The organism is Microscilla marina ATCC 23134 (assembly GCF_000169175.1).
Taxonomy (GTDB): domain Bacteria; phylum Bacteroidota; class Bacteroidia; order Cytophagales; family Microscillaceae; genus Microscilla; species Microscilla marina.
Genome location: NZ_AAWS01000081.1, coordinates 1 through 23,396 on the forward strand (window position 1 = coordinate 1; position 23,396 = coordinate 23,396).

Genomic DNA, 23,396 nt, shown 5'->3' on the forward strand with positions numbered 1-23,396 from the left:
GGTAGGGGTGGCAAGTGCAGGTGGCGGACGACGTGGGCGACGAAGGGGAGGCAGCCGAGGGGGTACCAGTGTCAACGATTTTTTGGTAAACGAGCAAGATGGGGTGGTCCAAACTCACGCTTTTGGGGTAAACTATGCAGACAAGTTGCTGAATGGTCAACTGGATGTATCGGCTAACTACTTTTTTAATCGCACTGACAATCTTTCGCAACAATTGACCAGTGAAGAGTATTTGTTGGGCAATACTCAAGGGCAAGTATACGACGAAAACGGCATTGCTAATAGTATAAACACCAACCACAGGCTCAATATGCGTTTACGTTATAAATTTAACCGCCATACCTCTATAGTATGGTCGCCCCGCCTGAGTATGCAGCAAAACAATGGCAATAGTGCAGAGCTCGGACAAACCACCTTAAATAGTACTGAACTAAATAATTTTAACAACAATTTTGAGTCTGCCCTTACTGGGATAAGCCTCACTAACTTTTTACTTATTCGCCATCGTTTTGCTACCCGAAGACGTACCCTATCGGTGCGGGTAAACAATACCTATAATCAAAACCAGGGTGAAAGTTATTTAAACTCGCTCAATAATTATTTTGATGACAACGAGACTGAAACCGACAATCTTAACCAGTTTTCTGACCTGTTGGTCAATAATAGTACACTGTCGGCAAATGTCACTTATACCGAACCTGTGGCTTTTAGAAGCATGGCTATGTTTACTTATGGCATAGAGTCGCAAACGGGTACGTCTGATAAAAGGACTTTTGATTTTGTAGAAACCGACCAACAATACAATAGCTTGAATGTGCCGTTGTCAAACACCAATGAAAACAACTATTTTGCGCACAAAACTACCCTGGGTTTTATGACTCGCCCCAAACGACAACGCATGATGGTACGGCTGACCTACCAAAATGCTGAACTTACCAGCAAGCAAGTGTTGCCAGGTGAGTTTCAGGTTCAACGCAACTTTGTAAATATATTGCCCATGGCTATGTATAGCTATCGCTTTAGTAAAAGTAAAAACCTGCGGGTGTTTTATCGAACCAATACCACCACACCTACTGTAGAGCAATTACAAAACGTCATAGACAATAGCAACCCGGTGCAGCTGGAAACGGGCAACCCTGAGCTAAAACAAGCCCTGACCCATCGTCTGTTTGCGCGCTTTAGATTTACCAACGCTGACAAAGCCAGTATTTTCTTTGCTTTGGTGAGTGCCGAATATACCAACAATTACATAGGGCAAAACACACTGATAGCCCAGCAAGACACGATGGTGAACGATTATTTGGTACAAAGAGGTTCTCAGCTTACTCAGTCGGTAAACCTGGATGGCTACTACCGTTTGCGTACTTTTGTTACTTATGGTTTTCCGCTCAACTTTATCAAAAGTAATTTGAGTATTTCGCCCAATGCCATGCTTACCCGTACGCCAGGCTTGGTAAACGAGCAAAACAATTTATCGAACAATTATACAGGTGGGATAAACCTGACTTTGAGTAGTAATATTAGCCAAAATGTAGATTTTACCTTGAGTTCACGGTCGTCGTACAACTGGGTAATCAATAGCCTCAACACCGCAGCAAATAATGCGTTTTTTAACCAAAATACAGCTTTCAGACTCCACCTTATTTTTCTGAAAGGTTGGGTGTTTCACTCAGACATCAACCACCAGTTTTACAATGGTTTGGCAGATGGTTTCAACCAGGATTTTTGGCTGTGGTCTATGAGCGTAGGTAAAAAACTATTTAAGAAACGACAGGGAGAAATAAGGATTACAGTGTTTGATGTATTGGGGCAAAACAACAGTTTGCAACGTGTGGTAAGTGATGCGTCTATTCAAAGCACCCAAACCAATGTGTTGCAGCAATATGTCATGGCAACTTTTAGCTATAAATTTAAAAATTTCAAAGGGGCTATTCCCAAGAAAAAACGCGAACGCAGAAGGCCTTTTTAGCCTGTGATAAGCAGTGTGTAGTCTTGCTTCATGAACAAGTAAATGTAAACGGCTAATCAAACAATTACTATTAAAAATACAAAGCAAGGTGCACCAAATGTGTTTGTATGCCTTTTTTGATTGATAATTTTTCAGGAACACACTCAAACGGGGCAAAATGATTATATTGTAAGATTCCAAAAGCAAAATCATTGTATTACTTAACCACTCAACGTTAATTTTAAGCCAATGCAACAGTACACCAAACTAGTAAAAGTATTATTGGTCACGGGCATTCTTGCTACAGTTACCGCGTTTACACTTATCAATATTCGCCCGGCAGAGGCGCCCAAAAACAAGTTTACTTGCTGTCATTCCAACGAAAGTGACGCCGCTTATGCTGCCATTGAAGAATTTGCTGACCTCACCTATGACCCATCGTTTGTGGCAAGCCACGAAATGCCCATTGCCTGGCAAGGCTATATGCCTGAGGGCAAGATGATAGAGTTTGCCACTACCGATGGCAAAAAATCTAAAGCTTATGTAAATATGGCATCCGGCAAAAGCCCGCGTTATTTGTTGGTGATACACGAATGGTGGGGACTTAACAAAAATGTGAAAAAAGAAGCAGATCAACTGTTCAAAGACCTGAAAAAACAAGGGGTAAATGTAGTAGCACTAGACTTGTATGATGGCAAGGTAGCGACTACCCGCAAAGACGCAGGTAAGTATATGCGTAATACACAAACCGCCCGTGCCGAGGCAATCATTAAAGGAGCTTTGGCAATGGCTAACAAGGCTACTGGCAATAAGGCAAAGATAGGCACTATTGGCTGGTGTTTTGGTGGAGGTTGGTCGCTGCAGGCATCTATTTTGGCAGGCAAACAGGCGGCAGCTTGTGTAATGTACTATGGTATGCCCGAAAAAAATGTAGCACGTTTGAAACTACTCAAAACAGATGTATTGGGCATTTTTGCCAAAAAAGACCGTTGGATTACCCCAAAAATAGTGAATACTTTTGAAACCAAGATGAAGAGTATCGACAAGAGTGTGCGTATTCATCAATATGATGCAGCTCACGCTTTTGCCAACCCAAGCAGCCCCCGTTATGAAAAAAAGGCAGCAAAAGATGCTTACAAGAAGACTTTGAAGTTTTTGAAAAAACGACTGTAACCAAGTAGCAGCAAGTAATTAGCTATAAGTAAGAACAACTTGCTCTATGGTAGTTACACCTACTCATTAGGTGTGTTTAATGCTGCCTTGGTACTTATTGCCCTATACATTATAACTTATAAACTTACATACGATGACGAAAACACGTTTTTTACTGTTTTTTGCCTTATGTTTTGGGGGCGTATACCTCCAGGGCAATGCACAAATACTTAAGCAAAAGTTTCGGGTACACCTGAAGGGCAGTATTGTAGATGAAAAAGAGCTAAAAAACTATGCTCACCTATTGGTAGGGGTGCTATGGCACCACGACGACTTGAACCTAAAGGAAAAAGGAGAGCAAAGAACCTGGAATATGTCGGCAAATGTGGGAAAGGTGAAAAAAAATGGCAAGTATAGTTTTACAATTACTGAACCTCCACTTACCAGAAGTTGTCTGGTAACGCGACGCTTTAGAATGTCTATTGGTTTTCTGGTAGCTTTTGCCGATCACAACAAAAACGGTAAGTTTGACGAAGGGGACAAAGTGATAGGAGCCACCGAGCACTACGCCCTAAGCTATGTAAACGGCAGTTATCAGAAGGGATTGGATGCATTGGAGAAAAAACTCAAAAAGAAAATCACCACTTTACGCCAACTCAAAAATGGCATTTATATCAATAAGGCGATCACCCCGGAAGAACAAAAGCTGAAAGATCCAACGATTGAGACACCCTTTGATGATTTGTACCCGCTTAAAAAACAAAAGACAAAGCTCAAAGTACGCATTCCTAAAAAGCTGGGAGATTTGAAGGTACCTAACTGGACATAAGTGTTGGGTTGCCAACAGTTCAAAGTGATATAAAAAAGCGTTAACGAAAACTTAGACAGCCAAGGCACCAATACTATCGACAATCGACCAATGCTGTTTCCTTAAGCTTTGTGCATTAAAAAAAACAGACGCGTGAGCCATCTGAGCTAGGCTAAAGCTAATGGCTAAAAGCTAAAGGCTTTGTTAAGGAAACAGCATTGAACCATCGACAGTCTTACAACCACTTAATAGGCTGAAGCCCCATGACAAGCGAACCATTGGGCATACGCATCACCACCAACAGGTTTTTGTCGTCATAATTGGCCAGTTGCTGCAACAAACGGGGAAATGAGATATACTTTACTCCCTCTGAGGCAAAAGGCACCTGGGTTTTGGTGGTAAGGTTTACCTTGGTGTTTGCTATGTCTTCTATAGAAAACTTCATTGCATTGCGGGTAGTGTTTGCCATCAATATATAGTCTTTGTCATCTTTTTTGTACACTACCATATCAAGCGGCATATTGCCCATGCCCAATTCGGCTATAGTGCGCCCTTTTACATGTTGGCCATTTTTCAGTTGGTCTTCCGGAATGGTGACCAGCGGTGTACAAAGGTATGCCGCCAGGATATGAGGCTTACCGTTGAGGTTATAAGGCAAAAAAGTTCTAATGGGTGACTTGGTTTCATACTGCCCATGGGCTGCATGGTAAATCTCTATGCTACTACTGGTTACCTGGTTGCTAAAAGGGAAGGGGATTTTGCGGAAAGTAGAAGCAAACTCTTCGTTTGACAAGCCCGATACATATACTTGCCCATTGGCATAGGCAATGTCAGTGATTACATCGGGGCGAAACTTACCTCTCCAGTTTTTTTTCTTTTTGTCAATAGGGTTAGGAATGGTCACCTGAGAATATTTAATGTTGTTCAATGACACCTCTTCAAACGCTTTCCCGTTTTTTATTCTAATCAAAATCGTTGCATCGTCCAGATCATTGGGCAACTTCCAATAAGAGTCTCCCTTGGCTCTCCCCCTTGATACTGCCAGGTAAATGTTTTTTGACAAAGGGTTGACGGCTATGTCATGCACCATTACATCGCTTTTTTTAGCTCCCAACAGGGCAGCGATTTTACCTTCCAGGTCGGCAATTTTGAGTGAGGCTTTTTTAACCGGTGCGGTTTTGTCATCCAAGGCAATGGCAAACAAAGTAGCCGATTTTGAGTCGCCAATAAATAATATACCCTGAGGCCCAAAAGCAAGCTGACTCATAGAACTTATTTTGGGTGTACCTTTTATAAAGTTTTCGGTCAGATCGGTGGCAAAAGAGGGAATGCTCAATGCCAATAGACAAATAAAGTAAGAAAGTTTTTGCATAAGTTATTTTGTTAAAACAGAGGTTTGATGGTTGTATAGAGACGACTTACTACCAGGTGTATGCACCACAAGCCTGCCTTTACTTTTTTTAATTTAACAGATAATTTACCCAATTGCTGTGGTGCAGGTAATTTTAAGTAATTTTTAACTTTTATATGGATGGTTATACAGGTTTGGAAACCTTGACCCAAATGTAACTATTTGTAAGTTTAGTTGAATACTAACTTACTGTATATTAGACCAATGTATTGGGTTAAACGCCTAAAACAGTTGGCAGGTATATCAGTGGAGTTGGTAGGGCAAAACCCGCTGTTAAGAGGGTTTTTGGGAGAAGAATGTCCCCTTGTTAAACATTCTCTTTTGTTGGTAAGTTGTCACAACAAAACTTCAGACACTTATGTTAAATCAATCATTCTTTTTACTTTTAGGTTTGCTACTGTTGGCAGGATGCAACTCTACAGAATCAAACAACAATACCCCTATGACAACCAACGCCGCCCAAGTGGTACAACAACAACTCGACGCTTATAACAAGCACGATATTGATGCTTTTATGGCACTTTTTAGCGATGATGCTACTTTGCTCAGCTTTCCAGGCGACCAAGTGCTGGCCAAGGGCAAAGCTAAAGTAAAAGAAGTATACCAAAAACTGTTTGAAAGTTCGCCTAAGCTGCATAGTGAGCTTATCCATCGCTCGGTTATTGGCAACCGGGTGATTGACCACGAACGCATTAGCGGGCGTCTGGGCAACGATGTAGTAGAGCTTGCCGTGGTATACGAGGTAACCAAGGGTAAGATTAGCCGGTGTATGGTGATTAAGTAGCACAACAGGTACTTTACCTTAAACCTTATTACTAAAAGAGGCAGCCTATATAAACCCTTAATTGTTTCACAACAAAAGTTTAAGTTTTAACTTTGCTACCCATTGACTTGTAGATAAAAAAACAAAAATACTTATGTTCAAAAGACCTCGTCGTAACCGAAAATCCTCTGTGATTCGAAAAATGGTACAAGAAACCAGGGTAAGCGTGGAAGACCTGATTTTTCCGTTGTTTGTGATTGAAGGAGAAAGCGAAAAAGCTGAAGTGGCTTCTATGCCTGGTATTTACCGCTATTCGCCCGATTTGTTGCTTACCGAAATAGGCGAATGTATGGCTTTGGGGCTCAAATCTTTTGCAATTTTTCCGAGTTTGCCCGAAGATAAAAAAGACAAAATGGCAAGTGAGTCTACCAATGTAGAGGGTTTATACCTGCAAACCATTAGCGATATCAAGGCTACTTACGAAGATGCTTGCATCATCACCGATGTGGCAATGGACCCTTACAGCTCTGACGGACACGATGGCATAGTACAGGAGGGTAAAATTCTTAATGACGAAACCCTGGAGGTTTTGGCCGAAATGGCAGTAGCTCAGGCCAAAGCTGGAGCAGATATAGTGGCACCTTCAGACATGATGGATGGCAGGGTTGAGTTTATAAGAGAGGCATTGGATGATGAGGGTTTTGAAGACGTGTCTATTATGGCATACACCGCCAAATATGCCAGCGCTTTTTATGGTCCTTTCCGCGATGCCCTGGATTCGGCTCCTAAGTTTGGCGATAAGAAAACTTACCAAATGGACCCTGCCAATCGCCGGGAAGCACTGATAGAAGCAGAACTGGACGAATCGGAAGGAGCTGATTTCTTGATGGTAAAACCAGCCTTGCCTTACCTGGATGTCATTAGAACTTTAAAGCAAGATTTTGACTTACCTATAGCTGCTTATAACGTAAGCGGCGAATATGCCATGATCAAGGCTGCCGACCAACAGGGCTGGCTGGATGGTACGCAGGCAATGCAAGAATGTTTGTTGAGCATTAAACGTGCTGGAGCTGATGTAATTTTGACCTATTTTGCCAAAGAATTTGCTTTGTTGAGCAATTAAACAAATAAATCGTTCTCTTTTTGTGTTAAGTAGTAAACAACTAAGTAGCAGCAAGTAATACAAGTAAGAGCCACTTGCTCATCATAATATAGTAGTTACATCTACTCATTAGGTATATTTAATGCTGCCTTGGTACTTATGAAAAAAAATAAATGCACAAATCCTCTTGAGTATAAGGCAAGGGGATTTTTCATTAATCATTATTCGATATGTCTAATTTCATTCAGTTTATAGAAGATTTTTGCAAAGGAATAGTGTTTGGTTTATTACCTTTTTTGCTCATTATTCTCTGGTGGGCAGTCGCTAGATTGTCCTAATTTTAGTAATGGTTCAGGTTATTATGTTGTTGTGAAACCCACGAAAAATTTTTTCGAGCCTATGCAATTTACAAGAAATAGCCTTGGGCTCGACTATCAATACAACAAGTCAACAGATATCCAAGATTTAGTATTTGTTCCTAAATATGTAATTCGTCATAAGCAATATCCCCCTGAGCCCACTATTCGCCAGAAAGCCTGGCAAGCTCATCGAGCGCAAGTTAGTCGTATTTTATACAATCACTAAAAACAGCAGTCCACAGCCCTACCTTGCGGTATTTACAATGTTCAGTCGACGATTGACAGCTGTTGCGTGAAAACCAATGATTTGATAGTTATTTTTCGCTGCTGCTGAGTTGTTTGATTGTTTACTTGGCTAGTTTGACCTAATCGACGTAAAAAGCGTTATACCAAGTCTGATTAAAAACCCATACAAACTCACTTGTAGTGATCTTAATGGCAAGACCAACACAATGCAGGTTCTTCGCTATCGTTACCCGCTCTCTTGGTCAGCTGCGCTTAAGACCAAGAGGAGGGGACAAGCTTGGTGTGCGGTATTTACAATGTTCAGTCGACGATTGACAGCTGTTGCGTGCAAACCAATGGTTTAACAGTTATTTTTCGATGCTGCTGAGTTGTTTGATTGTTTACCTGGCTAGTTTGACCTAATCGACGTAAAAAGCGTTATACCAAGTCTGATTAAAAACCCATACAAACGCACTTGTAGTGATCTTAATGGCAAGACCAACACAATGCAGGTTCTTCGCTATCGTTACCCGCTCTCTTGGTCAGCTGCGCTTAAGACCAAGAGGAGGGGACAAGCTTGGTGTGCGGTATTTACAATGTTCAGTCGACGATTGACAGTTGTTGCGTGAAAGCTAATGGTTTGATAGTTATTTTTCGATGCTACTGAGTTGTTTGATTGTTTACTTGGCTAGTTTGACCTAATCGACGTAAAAAGCGTTATACCAAGTCTGATTAAAAACCCATACAAACTTACTTGTAGTGATCTTAATGGCAAGACCAACACAATGCAGGTTCTTCGCTATCGTTACCCGCTCTCTTGGTCAGCTGCGCTTAAGACCAAGAGGAGGGGACAAGCTTGGTGATGGCTTTTAGATGTAGACATACAAAGAATTTAGTGTACGGGTAATGGCAACGATTTGGTATTACACTATTGTAAAAATATCTCCTACAAAAAAGCCCCTTGAGTATGCACTCAAGGGGCTTTTTGCTTTTCATAAAGTATACGATCTCATTAGCCCTGGTCTAACAACTGAAACAGTTCATCTAACTTGGGCGAAAGCACAATTTCTATGCGGCGGTTTTTTGCCCTGCCTTCTTTGTTTTTGTTAGAAGCCACCGGAGTAGTTTCTCCCCTGCCTGCCGGAGTCAGGGTTTTGGGGTCTACCTCGTAGTCTTTTACTAAAATGCGCACTATAGAGGTGGCACGCAATACGCTCAAGTCCCAGTTGTCGCGAAACCTTGCCGTAGTAATAGGAATACTGTCTGTATGCCCTTCTATCTGAATATCAATGTCTTGGTTTTTGTTCAAAACCTCGGCAAGCTTACCCAATGCCTTTTTACCCTTACGGTCTACATCTGTCCGCCCCGACTTAAACAGTAGTTTTTCGGCAAGCGATACATATATTTTACCATTCTTACTTGTCACGGTAAGTTCGTCAGGGTTAAAGTTCTTAAGCGCATTGCGCACTTTGCCCAACAGGTTTTTCAGCAAATTGTCTTTGCGGTCTATAGCCGCCTTTAGCTTTTGTACTACTGCTTCACGGTTGGCAAGCAGTTGTTCTTTGCGTTGCAGCTCTTTTTGGCGCTCGTTGAGCTGCTTGCGTAGTTGGGTTGTGGTAAGGTTGCTCGACTCACGCAACGATGCATACTTGCGGTTTAAGTCGCGCAGCTCTTTGCCCAAACGGGTAGTATCGTTTTTTAGGTTGGCTACTTGCCCCAATAGTTTTCTACGCTCGGTTTGCAAACGCTTTTTTTCTTTGATCAACTTGTTTTTGGCGGCTACTTCAGCGTCGTATTTTTTCTTTGACACCAGGCAAGATGAAAGACTGGTGCCTAATAAGCAAGCAAGCACTACTATATAGATTCTTCTCATAACTAAATTTTCAGTTTAACTATTCAAGGTTTACAAGTAATTTCTGACAAAGTTATTAAATAATCACCACAATTACTTTTGCGCAGACCCCCAAACCATACATAGCAGAAGTAAACATAATAGTAATATACAACTATAAATTTTGAGCGAAATGCTTCATTCGAGTTCCAAAACAGGTTTTTTATGCTTATTTTAATAGTTACATTTTAATATCGATTGGTATTTGTAAACTTTCTCCACTCATAAAAAGTAAGGGATTGTAGTTATAAGTTTAGTTAGTATTAAAACCGGGGGTATACACTCTCACAAACTATCTATCATTTCACTCATTACTAAAGCTACTTTATTGCCATAGCCACTGGCTGTATATACCTGTGGCCTTGTGTGTCTGACAAACGCTACAAAAAGTATTCTTCATTTCCTAACATGCTTTTTTGTAGTTCAAACCATCCTGATGCTTTCTAATATTTGAATATGCTTAAGCAACTCGTTTATTTTGCGTGACAAAGCCATGCTTTTCAACAAGTTGCCATTTTGCTATCCCGCTATAAGCCCAGCATGCAAGCAATGGACTTTTTGGCAACAATAGCCCCTTGCTACCAGTACTCTTTTGCCATCCAACTACCCTCTCAGTCATTGCATTTCAGCGAGAAAATTCGAAGCAATTTTCAAGGAATAGTTACAAACCAATTCATATTTAAATTAAAATGTTTATGAAAAAACTAGTTTTTAATCTTATGCTATTATCAATAGCTTTCGGTCAGGTATTCAATGTTCATGCCCAAAACCAAGCACAGCAGGCAAAAAAAGTTTTAAATACACTCGCCTACTATTTTGGCAACGATGGTATTATACCTGAGCTAAAAGTACGAAAGAAACTCAACCAGCCAGCACTTTATACCAACTACCAAAAACCCCAAATATTATTAGATGAGCAAATGTTTCAAATCAGCCGCTCGTTTGGCAAAGACTCTACTGTAGTATTGGCGTTTGTGCTGGGGCACGAAATGGCACATCATTACCTCAAACACTCGCCAGGAGATGCCAACGACATAAAAACCCACGAAAAAGACGCTGATAAATGGGGCTGTTTTTATGCACATGTGGCAGGCTACAAAGTAAGCCCTGAGCTATACGCCCGCTTGCTCGACAAAATATATGAGGTGTATAAACTCCACGAAAACATTGCTCATTACCCAGCCAAAGATGCCCGAAAAAAACTGGGTTTGCAAAAGGTAAAGGAGATACAAGACTTTAACCTGGGCGAGGTGTTTAACAGTGCCAAGTTTTTGTATGCTATAGGCAAACTGGGTAAGTCAATTGAGTGTCTGGAGTTTATTTTTAACAAACACTTTAAAAGTGCCGAAATGTGTAATAACCTGGCTGTATCTTATTTGAGTACAATTGCACAGGTAAAGCCATTGTACCAACGGATCTTTTTGTTTCCCTTTGAGTTTGATGGCAGCACCTCGCTTAGGTCTGAGCAGCCCAAGGTAAACTTACCCCAACTATTTGAAAAATCGGAGTTGCTTTTGCGCCAGGCGTTGAGCATTCGCAAAAACTACCACACCGCACGCCTCAACCTTGCCTGTTTACAGATTATGCAACGCAAGTTTGGCTCGGCTACCGATAACCTACTGGAGCTTGCCAACGAAGCTGGTAAGTTACCCCCGCAGGCGCATTCGTTGTTGGCGTTGGTGTATGCCTACCGCGACAACCACCCCAAAGCTACCCAACACTTTAAGGCTGCCATTGCTGCCTCAAACAACTATATCGCCCGGTGTAACTATGCCATTTATAAAAAACTGGTGCCTCAGGCAAAAGACCGATTTTCGGCAAGGCTAAAGGCAATGAAAGAATACGAGGTGGCAGATTTGATAGAAGAAGTAAAAAAAGAGGCACTGCATGCTACACCCAACACGGCGGGCTTTCGTCCACAAACCCAGGCTTTTGCCCATATTACCCAGCTCAAAACCAGTAAAACGGTGGTAGCGATGCGCCCTTATTTTGAAGTAAGACCCGCCCAAAAGGCATTACCTTCGGGGTATCATTATATCAAAATAAAAACCGAAGAAGCCAACCTCAGCGAAGACCAACAAAACGAAATGCTGGTGTATGAGGTGTGTTTTACTCCTGGAAATAATCACCAACTCAACTTGCTGGGGGTAAAAGTAGGAGATCCTGTCAAAAAACTGACGGCGGTGTTGGGCAAACCAAGCCAACTGCCGGGCAATTTTTATATCTACAAAAACCGAAATATCATCATAGAGACAAAAAAAAACAACATCATTGGATGGATGATTTATCGCAAAGTTGAATAACTATTGAATACCTTTGCAATAATTTCATTGGTTCGAGTTCAATGCTGTGTAATAATAGTCTATAGCGTTTAGTCGATAGTCAGTAGCGGATGCGAGAAATGTTTTCCTGATGAATAGCTGTAAATCATAGCTTTTAAATTCGTGTTCGCCTGATGATGAGTCATCAACTTTGACTACAATTCACTATGGAATATTAATATCAAACACTGTAATAATAATTATTTGAGGGAATTTTTTTGTTGGATTATCACAAAAGCCTTGTGCTGAAAGTTGACCCTATGGCAAGCCAAAAGCGCAGGAAACAAACAAAAGAAAACAAACAAATTCGATAACATTGTTCGGTGTTGATAGAACCTTCAAAAGCATTGCATTTTTCAGGGTGTTTATTGATACACCTCACCAGTTAATTTATTCTAAAACCAAAACAAGTCCAACTAAAATGAAAGACCAGGAAATAATCAGCAGTTTGCGGGGAGGCAACTCTTTGCAACGCAATCATGCAACCAAAGCACTCATGAAGCAAAACTTTGCCAGTTTGTGCAAAATAGTACTGTCTTACTCTAAGTCGCCCGCCGAAACCGAACAAAATGCCACCGAATTGTTTCGCGATTCGTTTATAGCACTGCACCGCACCATACAAAACCCACAATGGTCGTTGCAATCCAGTAAGCTGAGCACTTACTTTTATACCATTGCCCAAAGAGTACAGATGAACAAGGCAAAAAAACAACAAGAATCTCCTTATCATTACGGAGACATTAGCCCTCGGCAAGAGCACAAGCTAAGCCAGGATTTATACCAGCAAGCGGTGTCGAAAGATGAAAATGTAGACACCTTACAACAAGCTATAGTAAAGCTCGATAGCAAATGTCAGCAGTTGATCAAAGAATACTATTATTCTAACGCCTCCTGGAAAGACATTGCCCAAGAGCAAAAGTCGGCTCCGGATGCCATCAGACAGCGGGCGTCCAAGTGTATAAAAAAACTTAGAAGCATCTATTCAACTTTAAAACACCCAAGAAATGATTAATCAAACGAACCGCGAACTATTGATCCAGCAATATATAGAAGGTAGCTTGTCGGAACAAGATACCAAAAAGTTTGAGGCATTGCTCAAGCGCGACACCACCCTGCGCAATGATGTAGCCTTGCAACAAGAAATAAATACCCACATTGAGGCGGCTTTTGTCATGCAAGACCTGGACGATTTGCTCGATGAGGTGGTTAAAGACAATAAGGATTTTATCAAAAAAACAGCGAAAGACACTTTTAAACAAAGCAAGCGGACAAAAGGCTTCAAAAACCTGATTATTCTATTCATAGCGGCAGGGGCTTTGCTCAGCGGCGGGGTTTGGCTATCGGCAAGGCACCAACATACAGCCGCCAAAGCCAGTGAATTGGCTACCTTGCCCCAACACTCTATTGCTGAAGAAACCTTGCTGCTGCGGGCAAAACTCCCCGAAGGGCGGTCTACTTCCCAACCAGGTAAAGAGAGCCAGGAAAAACCAGTGGTAGAAAAACAAGCCAGTAGTAAAACTCCACCAGGCAAAACCCTGAAGGCTCCTCCAGCTTTGTCGCCTTTGCGCAGCCAACTCGACTCGTTGCCCGAAATTGTCACCGAGCAAGGCATGGGGTTTGGCAAAGCCGCCGGGGTGCGTACCACCTACCGCCCAGTGTATTTTTATAATCGTTTGCCCGATGCCAATAAAGACCACGCCGAAGTATACTATCAGTTTAGAGATACCCTCAGGGTGTATGGGCAGGTGACCCAACGTAGTCGTTTGTTTTTGTTGTTCAGGCCCCAACAGGGCGAATACTATATGGTGACCCCAAAAGACACCATTCCGCTGGCGTATAAAGAGCGAAAAATACAGCCGCTCAAGAAGTAAATCCTCTTATTTTGGGTGGTTGGTTATAAAAACTCATATTTTTTCAAAAAAAATATGAGTTTTTATTTTTCTGATTATCAGTAAGTTATGGTTTAATTTAAAAAAATAGTAAAAAAAAATCACGCCAAGTGCTCACACTTTTGTCCATCGCCCCTCTAACTGGGCAAAACAACAAAAGAAAATAATTACTCTACAATTTTAAACATTATTGGATTATGCTACTTGGACAAAACACCTTGACTCTTGACACTCCTGAAACAACTGTTGAAAACAATGCTTCTATTACTAGAGCTGCCAACAAAACAACCAATGCCTACCACGCCCTCAAAGACATCAACGAAGTAGACCCACTCACCGACGAAGACCACGAAACCCTGCAGATGGTGCGGGAAGTATTAAGAAAAAGAAATGCCATTGACAAGTTTGGGGTATCATTACTCCACGATCATTTTGAAGTAAATGAAGATGAGATTTTATTAGAAACTCATGACCCTATTAGTCGTACTCTTACTGTCAAGCCATATCGTAATGAGTCACTTAAAGAAGCGGATATAGATGATGATGGTTTTATGCAGACGAACTGGAGGTTTGATCAAGATGATCCTAAAAATCTACTTTGTATGGTGTATTGTACCATTAATCACGCACCAGAACACCGTGGGGCTCTATAGTAAAAAGATAACTTCAGTTAAATAGAGAGGATTGTTATTATGCCATAATGACAATCCTTTTTTGCTTTTTATATCTTGGTTATTTTATGGTTTTTAATCAAATAGTGACAAGATAGGCTAAAAAAAACTCCAACAGAAGTGCTGTAAAAAAATAAGTCGATTACACCTACCTTGATATTCTACTAGTTATATAGCTTTTCCACAAACTTTGCTTCTAATTGTCTTTGAATTTTATTAGCTTTACAAATCAAGTTTTTCCTAAAAATACTCTTATCATAAATGTATTGTTATACGTATAGTAAAATATACAAAACATATATCAAAAACCAATACACTAAATCAGGTGAAGCATGGAAAATTTGAGGCAATTACTAACTTATATTTTACTATCATTAACTATTACTTATTCAACTGTAGCTCAAACCAAACCTACAAACTTTTCCAATTTTCAGCAAAAAGCTGATTCTTTGCAAAAAATGGGAAAGTTTGAACTTGCAAATCAGTATTTTGTCAAAACTAACCAACAGTTATATAAAGCCGAAAAGTGGGCTCGATACCTTACCAACAGTAAACAAATTATAATCAACTTACTCAAGTTACAAAAGTTTGACTTATGCTATGAAACAACTTTACTTTTGTTACAAAAGGTGAAGCCTATCAGTTATTCAACTCATCATTTTAGAGCCTTTACCTATTCAATATTAAGTTTTTTGAGCCTCTCGAGAAATCACATCAAAAAAGCAATTTTTTATGACAAAAAAGCCCTTCAATTAAGTCTAAAACACAATAATTTAAAAACCCTTCCTAGTGTATACATAAATTTAGCTAGTTCTTATAGGTCGATAGGAGCTTTTGAATTAGCAGAAAGTTATTTAAAGAAAGCCATGTCCCTTCTGAAAAACTCTGAAAGCAGGGCTTTATATGCAAATGCATTCAATAACTTAGCAATTGTTTATAAAGATAAGAAAGAGTATGGTAAAGCACTATATCATGCTAAGCAAGCTCTTAATATAAGAAAAAGCATATATAGCAATGGTCATGCTAGCATTGATAACTCTTTTCAATTATTAGGGTTGATATATCGCAGTTCAAAGAATTATGAAAAGGCTTTAGTGTATTTTCACGAAAGTTTGATTTATCGTAAAAAAAAGTATAATGCAACACATCACTTAATCGCAAGTGCCTTATTTAATAAAGGAAAAACATATTATCATCAGAAAATATATGATCAAGCTCTCAAACATTATCACAAGTCGCTTTATATTTGGCAAAAATACAAACAAAATACTCCTGTCACCAATACCTACAATGCTATTGCATCAGTCTATCAAAATCAATTAAAAACTCAAGAAGCATTAAAAGCTTACCAAAAAGCCCTTTGTTACAACTCCAAAACATTCAAAGACAGTAACAACGTTGCTGCAACCCCAGGTAGTAGTGAGTACAACAATGGACGGTTGTTTATGGAATCCCTGCGGGGCAAGGCGGCGGTATTGATGGCAAAGGGCGATGCAGGTTCGTTAGAAATTGCCCTCAAAACTTATCAATTATGCGATGAGTTGATCCAAAAATTCAGACAGCAATATGTGCGGCACCAGGATAAGCTCATGCTGGCAAAAATATCGGCTGAGGTATACGAAAATGCCCTGGTGACTTGCTACCGTTTGATGCGTCAACAAAAAAACAAGGAGGCTTTGTATACCCAATTAGCGTTTCATTTCTCAGAGCGCAACAAGGCGTCTATTTTGCGTGAAGCATTGCAGGAAGCCAACGCCCGTTTTGGTTTGCCCCAAAAGCTGGTAGACCAGGAGCAAGACCTCAAGGTAAACCTTGCCTACTATACCAAGCAATTGGCAAACGCCCAGGCACGCAAAGACAGTGTAAAAGTCAATCGTTACCAAAACAAGCTGTTTGACCTCAACCAACAACACGAGCAACTGACCCAAACCCTGGAAAAAAACTACCCAAGTTATTACCAACTCAAATACAAAACTGCTCTGGTCAACCTGAAGCGCATTCAGCAGTCGTTGCCTGCCCAGGCGTTGTTGGTAGAGTACTTTACCACGCCTAGTCAGCTATATGCCTTTGCGGTGTCTAAAACCCAAGCCAAAATGCTTGCCCTGCCGGGGGGCAAATCGTTTCATGGCATAATTAAAAAATACGGGCGCAGCATCAAAACCCGTAAGCGTGCCGGAGATTTTGCCAAGGCGTCTTACAAAGCCTACCAAACCCTGATGGCTCCCCTTGAGCCTTATATGGCCAACAAAACTCAAATCATTGTGATAAGCGATGGCAAACTGTTGGGTGTTCCGTTTGAACCCTTGATTAGCAAAAAAGCCCCAGAAATGATCGCTCAGTTTGACGGGCTTGATTTTATGATCAAGCAATACCAGTTTTTGTATCATTATTCTGCCAACCTGATGGTACAACCCATGTTGCGCAAGCAACCCGCCCAACGCAATGATTTTTTGGGCATGGCACCCGTATTTACCAAAAACAGCCAAGGCAATACCCGTGATGAAAGCGCCAACCAACCCCCTCAGGCGTTGCCTTATACCGAAAAAGAAATTGATAAGATCAGCGACGTGTTTAAGCAAAATGGGCGTCACCAGATAAAGTCGGTGTTGCACACCAACGCCACCGAACAAAGCTTTAAAACTATAGGGCAGCAATACAAATATATCCACCTTGCCACCCATAGTGTGACCAATGCCCAACAGCCCGAACTTGCCTATATTCAGTTTGAGCCTACGCCAGCAAACAAAGACAGCTACAACGAGGGCAAGCTATACGCCAATGAGATTTATGCTTTGAGCCTCAACGCCGACCTAGTGGTGTTGAGTAGTTGTGAGTCGGGATCGGGTAAGATAGAACGGGGCGAAGGGATGATGGGGCTCAACCGGAGCTTTTTGTATGCGGGTGCCCGCCACGTGATGTATTCGTTGTGGAAGGTAAAAGACCGCCCTACGAGCGAGTTTATGATCAACTTTTATAAAAAACTGGTGGTGGGCAAACATTCTTTTAGCAAGGCGCTACAGCTTGCCAAGCAGGAATACATCAAAACCCACCCCCTAAAGCGCCCCCACGATTGGGCGGGTTTCCTGATTATAGGGCAGCTTTAAAATTAATTTTAGTCGATAGCTTCTACAGCTGCAAGTCCTTAGATGCCGATGCATATCGGTGCTTTTAGCAACAAGCTTCAAGTTTGACGCTGCTCTACAAGCAACTTACCGATTTTATAAATTAATTTTTAGCGGTTTATGAAATCGGTAGATGGAAGTCAATAGCCGTTTCGTTATTACAAGCACCCTTATACCAAATCGTTGCCATTACCCGTACACTATTGTATGTCTACATCTAAAAGCCATCACCAAGCTTGTCCCCTCCTCTTGGTCTTAAGCGCAGCTGACCAAGAGAGCGGGTAACGATAGCGAAGCACTTGGTCTTGCCAAAAGCCTTCTTATAACACGACAAAAAAAATCGCAATAGTTTGAATTGTTCAAACCATTGCGATTTTATGTTTTCTACAAGCGGGTATGTTTTTACTTTACTTTCTTGAACTTGCCAATAAAGAGTTCTTCTTCTTCGTTGGTGAGTTTCCAGTAATAAGTACCTTTTTTTAGGTCATTCATTACATGCTTGATAGTTTTGTTGTCTTTTACCTTTTTCAGGGGCAATTCCATTACCACTGCTTTGGTCATAGATTGGGCATTGTATATGGTGAGCAGCAAAGTACTCTTACCTTCATACTTTACCTCAAAAACCACTTCTTTGGCGGCAAGGTCGTTGCCCGTAATGGGGCTTATCACGCTTACAGCATCGGCACCCCGGCTTGTTTGGTAATTGCTTAGTTCATCTTCCCAATATTTGATTTCCTGCTTGTTGATCGCAATCAACTGTTGCATTTCTTTGTCTTTGCTTGGGTCATTGGTAAGCGTTTTGGCAGTTACTTCCTTTACCGGCACCTTGGTTACTACAGACTGAGTGGTGTTATTGCTGGCAAGTGTCTGAGGGTTTATGACAGACTCAATTTGCCCGGTAGTTGCCTTGGTTGGGTTGTGGGTTGCTTTTACCGATATTTTGGTTAAATCTACCAGTGTTTTGTCCGATACATACTTGGTTGCCAGGGCATCGCCACCAGGCAAGTCAGTATTTTGTGCTTTTTGATAAGTCCAGGTACCCATCCCTATCAACAATACAGCTGCAGCAGCGGCAGTGGTTTTCCAGGTCCACCTGGTATGCAATGGTTTTACAGTAGTTTTTTTGTCGGTAGTTTCCAGTACTGCTTTTTGCATATTAGCTTTGATATTGCTCAAGATTCGATCGTGCGCCATTTGGTCATATCCTTTGAGCAATTCAGGTTCTTCATCCAACATTTTTTTGGCTACTCTTTGCAGGCGTGCTCCTTCTACTATAGCTTCAAAAAAAGGATCATTGTTTAGCAACTTTTCAAATGCTTCCATCTGCACATCCGACATTGTACCATTAAGGTAAGCAGCAATTTGATCTTTTGCATAAAAAGGATGTTTTTCCATAGGTTGATGATTAAATTTACTTCTTCGTTCCATTACAGGTTACTATTAAACATCGCCGTCTCTCACAATCATTTTGATCTTTTTTTGAGCCCTTTCTTTAATTTTTCGATAAGAAGCTACGTTCAATTTTTTACCAAACTTCTTTTTATAATCGCCTGCGATCAGGTCCACAATTTTATCTTGCTTGTGAACTTCTTCGTATTGCATAGCCGCTCTTATAATGAAAGCTTGTTGATCGTTTAAGTAAGCCAGTATTATTTTAATATCTTTGCTTAAAAATAGTTCGTAGGTCTCATCAGGGTGAATAGTAGGGGCATACTCGTTACTTACAGAGTGATTTGCCATCATTCTGTTCTGGCGCCTATAATGATAAAAAGCCTTATTTTTGGCTATAGTAAACATCAAAGCACGTACTTCTTCTTGTGAGGATACTTTTTCGTGGTATTTAGCAAAAAAATTCTCCCATGATTCTTGCAATACGTCTTCAATATCTTTGTTTATATCAGTATATCCCCAGAATGTTCCCAGTATTTTTTTGATAAAAGGATAAAGTTCCTTATTCACTTCTTTGATGAAATCTTCTCCGAACATCTATCTTCTTATTGAACCTTTACTAATACAATGCATACAAGAGGTAAAAATGACATGTCAATGTTTTTTTTTCATCATTTCGTACAATACACTCATAGAATGTGCCTAAGGAACGGTGCAAAATCATCTCTATCTATTCCTAAATGCCTGATCATTCGTCAAAAGTTAGGGGGTACTATGGATTACCACCCTGTCATTATCTTAAACTTATCAATGCCTGATAAATCAGTTGTTAAACTCAAATATATACTATGTTGATCTTTAACGGATTTTTTGATGGAAGGAACATGCCAAGCCACGATTTTGTAAAATTAAGGTGTACCTCACTGTTCAATGTATAATTTTAATGGCTAAATATTTAATTATCGGGTAATTCAGCACATCCCATTATTTTGCTACTTGTCTTGCCCGCATATAGCGATTAGTATAAAAATACTAATTATATTGTGTTATATAGATATTGCTTATAACTTTGACAATATCCATTGCAGGAAAAGATTTAGGAAGATGAAAGAAAGCAAAAAGAAAATTATCCAGACGGCAATAGATTTATTCAACCAACACGGCGTGGGCAATGTACGCGTGCACGACATAGCGGCGGCTGCCCATATAAGCCCAGGTAACCTTACTTATCACTTCTCTACCAAAAAAGCGTTGATGGAGGCAGTGTATGACTATATGAAACAATGCCTGGAGGGAATGACCCTCGAAAACAGTCACCTGGAGGTAGCTTTTGACGCCTTGAGTATTACCCGTGATTATTTAAGGTTTCAAATTCAATTCCGTTTTTTTTACCGCGATACGCTGGAAATAATGAAGTTGTTTCCTGACATAAGACAAGCCTATAAAAAAAGAATCCAGAATGTAATTAGCTTTAACCGCAATGTGATAGACCTTGCCGTTGAACAAGGATACATGAGAACAGAGTCGCACCAGGGGCAATATGATATATTAGCCCGCAACGCCTGGGCAGTACTCAACTCGTGGCTGATAGAGAGCGAAATAATGAATACTGATGTACAAGAAGGGATCAGAGCATCGCTGGAGTTACACTATCCTCACTTTACCCCAAAAGGGCAGACTTTTTATTACAAAATGATTGACTTATTGCCTGGGCTGGTAGCAGCCGAAAGTGACATCAAATCGTCGTTTGAAGACGATGAGTAGTGTGTATAAAAGTGGTGGATACGGGGCAGGGAATTGATCCAAAAGATTTTAAGAGTGTATTTTAAGCCTTCAATCAAGTAGACAATTCCCGTGACTTTATACGCAAATCACTGATTATTAACAATTTAAATATATTTGTAGCTAATAGCTACTTATTCCAATTCCCAATTATTGAATTATGCAATTAACCAATCAAATTACCGCTACAGCAGACCAGATAAAGGCGCTGATACAAGACTACCCTAAAGATGCTCCTGTGGCAATGGTCAATATTCTTAAGTTTAAAGAAAAAACTGACCAGGGCAACGAAAGTGGGCAAGATGCCTTCAGACGTTATTTTAAAAATATGCAGTCACTACTCGCCAAGGCTGAAGCCAAAGTGATATGGTCGGGGTATGTACAAAACACCGTCATTGGCGATGATAATAACCAACCTGATATGGTGGCTATAGTTGAGTACCCTTCAGTACAGCATTTTGTAGACCTGGCCATGTCGCCCGAATATCAGGCAGTAAAAAACGACCGTGAAATAGCCTTGACTTATGGGGGGCTCTTGGCATCTAAAACAACAACGAAACCATAATAAATCTTATCAACTTACCCCAAAACCAATCTCAATGAAAGCTGTACTTTGTAAAGAATTAGGATTGCCTTCGGCGCTGGTGGTAGAAGAAGTCACCAGCAAAAAGCCCGGTAAAAAAGAAGTATTAATTGAAGTAAAAGCCTGTAGTGTCAATTATCCTGATACCCTGATTATACAAGGTTTGTATCAGTTTAAGCCTGAGTTGCCGTTTTCGCCAGGCAGCGACATAGCGGGCATAGTAAAAGAAGTAGGCGAAGAAGTAAAGCACCTAAAACCCGGACAAGAGGTGTTTGGTATAGTACCCCACGGTGGGTTTGCCGAAGAGGTAATCGCTCCGGCAAGTGGGGTGTTTCCTAAGCCTGCCGCAATGGATTTTAAAGTGGCAGCCGCTTTTATGATGGCTTATGGTACATCTTATCATGCGCTCAAAGATCGGGCTCACTTACAAGAGGGTGAAACCTTGCTTGTGTTGGGAGCTTCGGGTGGTGTAGGGCTGGCAGCTATAGAACTGGGCAAGCTCATGGGTGCCAAAGTGATTGCGGCAGCTTCTACCGACGAAAAACTGGCTTTGTGCAAAGAGTATGGCGCTGACCAAACCATCAATTACACTCAGGAAAACCTTAAAGAACGGGTAAAAGCCTTGACCAATGGCAAAGGTGCTGATGTGGTGTACGACCCGGTAGGAGGCGACTATAGCGAAGCGGCTTTGCGTGCCACTGCCTGGGAAGGACGTTTTTTGGTCGTGGGGTTTCCGGCGGGTATTGCCCAAATAGCCTTAAATTTGCCTTTGCTCAAGGGGTGTCAGATTGTAGGGGTGTTTTGGGGAAGTTTTGCGATGCGATCGCCACAAAAAAATATGCAAAACACGATGGCATTGATTAACTATTACACGAAGGGAGAGTTAAAACCCTACATAGACAAAGTGTATTCATTAGAGCAAGCCCCACAAGCCTTACAGGATATGATGGATAGAAAAACCAAAGGAAAGGTGATTGTGCAACCTTAACTTTATTCAAGTGTTGAACACTGGTTTAGCCAACTGGTGTTCAATTATACCTTTGCTTAAGTACAAAATTGAGGGGCTAGGGGAGTGTCACATTGCAGAAACCTAAACACAGGTTGGCATTCAACAGAAAAACCTTTTTCTTTGTGCTCTAAAAAACGCAAAGTTGTAGTGATAGATCAAAAGAAAGTAGTAGTAGTAATGCCGGCTTACAATGCAGCCGCTACCCTTGAACAAACCTATCAGGAGATTCCTTTTGACATAGTAGACGAGGTAATTCTGGTAGACGATAACTCTCCTGATAACACCATTGAAGAAGCCAGACGCCTGGGCATTGAAAAGGTGATTAAGCACGAGCGCAACAAAGGCTATGGGGGTAACCAAAAAACTTGCTATACCACCGCACTGGAAACAGGAGCTGATATTGTGGTAATGGTACATCCTGATTATCAATATACCCCCTTGTTGATAGAAGCGATGGTGTACCCGATAGCACGCGGGGTATTTGATGTTATGTTGGGGTCTCGCATTTTGGGCAAAGGGGCATTGCGTGGGGGAATGCCAGTGTATAAATACATTGCCAACCGTTTTCTTACCTTTTTCGAGAACGTCATGCTTAATCAAAAGCTGGCCGAATATCATACTGGCTATAGGGCATTTAGCCGTGAGGTGTTAGAAAAACTTCCGTTGGATGTAAACTCCGATGACTTTGTGTTTGACAATGAAATGCTGGGGCAAATTACTTATGCCGATTTTGAAATAGGAGAAGTGACCTGCCCAACCAAATACTTTGAAGAAGCCAGCAGTATCAACTTTAAGCGTAGTATGCAATACGGTTTTGGTGTGTTGAGGGTGTCTATTACCTATCGTTTGCAAAAATGGGGGCTGGGTAAGTTTAAAATTTATAATTTTAAAGAAAGAAAATCGAAAAAATAACCCACGATATGGAGTGTAGTACTCAGCCGCCATTGATAGCTTAAATGGCGGGTGGGTAT

20 protein-coding genes are annotated in these 23,396 nt (G+C 40.9%); 16 read left to right on the forward strand and 4 right to left on the reverse strand.

From position 1 onward, the window contains the following. The 3 genes from M23134_RS35620 to M23134_RS35630 all read left to right on the forward strand — a co-directional run. A partial coding sequence (locus M23134_RS35620; RefSeq protein WP_002705441.1) for an outer membrane beta-barrel protein occupies nt 1-1,969 on the forward strand: 1,969 nt, incomplete at its 5' end. Nucleotides 1,970-2,197: 228 nt separating this feature from the next. Continuing rightward, nucleotides 2,198-3,121 (forward strand): dienelactone hydrolase family protein, encoded by a 924-nt coding sequence (locus tag M23134_RS35625; RefSeq protein ID WP_002705443.1) that lies wholly within the window; start codon nt 2,198-2,200, stop codon nt 3,119-3,121. A gap of 133 nt (nt 3,122-3,254) precedes the next feature. Continuing rightward, nucleotides 3,255-3,929 carry a hypothetical protein gene (locus M23134_RS35630; protein WP_002705445.1) on the forward strand — a complete coding sequence of 225 codons (675 nt, stop codon included), beginning with the start codon at nt 3,255-3,257 and terminating at the stop codon, nt 3,927-3,929. Between the two features lie 214 nt (nt 3,930-4,143). On the opposite strand, the gene M23134_RS35635 is transcribed toward M23134_RS35630, so the two are convergent. Then, the gene (locus M23134_RS35635; RefSeq protein WP_002705447.1) at nt 4,144-5,280 is read right to left on the reverse strand and encodes a hypothetical protein; all 1,137 of its coding nucleotides are present in this window, start codon (nt 5,278-5,280) and stop codon (nt 4,144-4,146) included. Between the two features lie 243 nt (nt 5,281-5,523). On the opposite strand from M23134_RS35635, the gene M23134_RS41615 reads away from it, so the two are divergent. The 4 genes from M23134_RS41615 (at nt 5,524) to M23134_RS35650 (ending at nt 7,769) form a co-directional block, all read left to right on the forward strand. After that, entirely contained in the window at nt 5,524-5,811 is a 288-nt protein-coding gene (locus M23134_RS41615; RefSeq protein WP_157558813.1) for a hypothetical protein, read from the forward strand. Then, on the forward strand, nt 5,762-6,103 hold the full coding sequence (locus tag M23134_RS35640) for a nuclear transport factor 2 family protein (protein ID WP_045114999.1): 342 nt from the start codon (nt 5,762-5,764) through the stop codon (nt 6,101-6,103). Before M23134_RS41615 ends, M23134_RS35640 begins: the two co-directional genes overlap by 50 nt. 133 nt (nt 6,104-6,236) lie before the next feature. After that, nucleotides 6,237-7,205 (forward strand): porphobilinogen synthase, encoded by a 969-nt coding sequence (hemB, locus tag M23134_RS35645; protein ID WP_002705451.1) that lies wholly within the window; start codon nt 6,237-6,239, stop codon nt 7,203-7,205. Nucleotides 7,206-7,583: 378 nt separating this feature from the next. Next, nucleotides 7,584-7,769 carry a hypothetical protein gene (locus M23134_RS35650; protein WP_045114995.1) on the forward strand — a complete coding sequence of 62 codons (186 nt, stop codon included), beginning with the start codon at nt 7,584-7,586 and terminating at the stop codon, nt 7,767-7,769. A 1,011-nt stretch (nt 7,770-8,780) separates the two neighbouring features. Here M23134_RS35650 and M23134_RS35655 read toward each other — a convergent pair. Further along, nucleotides 8,781-9,641: an OmpA family protein gene (locus M23134_RS35655; protein ID WP_002705453.1), complete on the reverse strand. Its 861-nt coding sequence runs from the start codon at nt 9,639-9,641 to the stop codon at nt 8,781-8,783. A gap of 713 nt (nt 9,642-10,354) precedes the next feature. Between M23134_RS35655 and M23134_RS35660 the strand changes: the two genes are divergently transcribed. From M23134_RS35660 to M23134_RS35680, 5 genes are all read left to right on the forward strand, one after another. Then, entirely contained in the window at nt 10,355-11,962 is a 1,608-nt protein-coding gene (locus M23134_RS35660; protein ID WP_157558814.1) for a M48 family metalloprotease, read from the forward strand. A 439-nt stretch (nt 11,963-12,401) separates the two neighbouring features. Beyond that, on the forward strand, nt 12,402-12,992 hold the full coding sequence (locus tag M23134_RS35665; RefSeq protein ID WP_157558815.1) for an RNA polymerase sigma factor: 591 nt from the start codon (nt 12,402-12,404) through the stop codon (nt 12,990-12,992). Further along, nucleotides 12,985-13,851 carry an anti-sigma factor gene (locus tag M23134_RS35670; RefSeq protein WP_002705459.1) on the forward strand — a complete coding sequence of 289 codons (867 nt, stop codon included), beginning with the start codon at nt 12,985-12,987 and terminating at the stop codon, nt 13,849-13,851. The genes M23134_RS35665 and M23134_RS35670 overlap by 8 nt, the downstream gene beginning before the upstream one ends. A gap of 215 nt (nt 13,852-14,066) precedes the next feature. After that, nucleotides 14,067-14,522 carry a hypothetical protein gene (locus M23134_RS39470; protein WP_002705461.1) on the forward strand — a complete coding sequence of 152 codons (456 nt, stop codon included), beginning with the start codon at nt 14,067-14,069 and terminating at the stop codon, nt 14,520-14,522. Nucleotides 14,523-14,998: 476 nt separating this feature from the next. Further along, a complete protein-coding gene (locus M23134_RS35680) occupies nt 14,999-17,644 on the forward strand; it encodes a CHAT domain-containing protein (RefSeq protein ID WP_394330673.1) in 2,646 nt (881 codons plus the stop codon). Nucleotides 17,645-18,064: 420 nt separating this feature from the next. On the opposite strand, the gene M23134_RS35685 is transcribed toward M23134_RS35680, so the two are convergent. After that, a complete protein-coding gene (locus M23134_RS35685; protein WP_002705471.1) occupies nt 18,065-19,057 on the reverse strand; it encodes a hypothetical protein in 993 nt (330 codons plus the stop codon). Between the two features lie 45 nt (nt 19,058-19,102). Continuing rightward, a complete protein-coding gene (locus M23134_RS35690; protein WP_002705473.1) occupies nt 19,103-19,648 on the reverse strand; it encodes an RNA polymerase sigma factor in 546 nt (181 codons plus the stop codon). A gap of 507 nt (nt 19,649-20,155) precedes the next feature. Here M23134_RS35690 and M23134_RS35695 point away from each other — a divergent pair. The 4 genes from M23134_RS35695 to M23134_RS35710 all read left to right on the forward strand — a co-directional run bounded on the left by M23134_RS35695 (nt 20,156) and on the right by M23134_RS35710 (nt 23,337). Next, nucleotides 20,156-20,815: a TetR/AcrR family transcriptional regulator gene (locus M23134_RS35695; RefSeq protein ID WP_002705474.1), complete on the forward strand. Its 660-nt coding sequence runs from the start codon at nt 20,156-20,158 to the stop codon at nt 20,813-20,815. A 178-nt stretch (nt 20,816-20,993) separates the two neighbouring features. After that, entirely contained in the window at nt 20,994-21,398 is a 405-nt protein-coding gene (locus tag M23134_RS35700) for a DUF1330 domain-containing protein (RefSeq protein ID WP_002705476.1), read from the forward strand. Between the two features lie 34 nt (nt 21,399-21,432). Continuing rightward, entirely contained in the window at nt 21,433-22,404 is a 972-nt protein-coding gene (locus M23134_RS35705) for an NADPH:quinone oxidoreductase family protein (protein WP_045114997.1), read from the forward strand. Between the two features lie 168 nt (nt 22,405-22,572). Then, nucleotides 22,573-23,337, forward strand: coding sequence for a glycosyltransferase family 2 protein (locus tag M23134_RS35710; RefSeq protein WP_045115001.1), 765 nt, complete (start codon nt 22,573-22,575; stop codon nt 23,335-23,337). Nucleotides 23,338-23,396 lie beyond the last annotated feature (59 nt).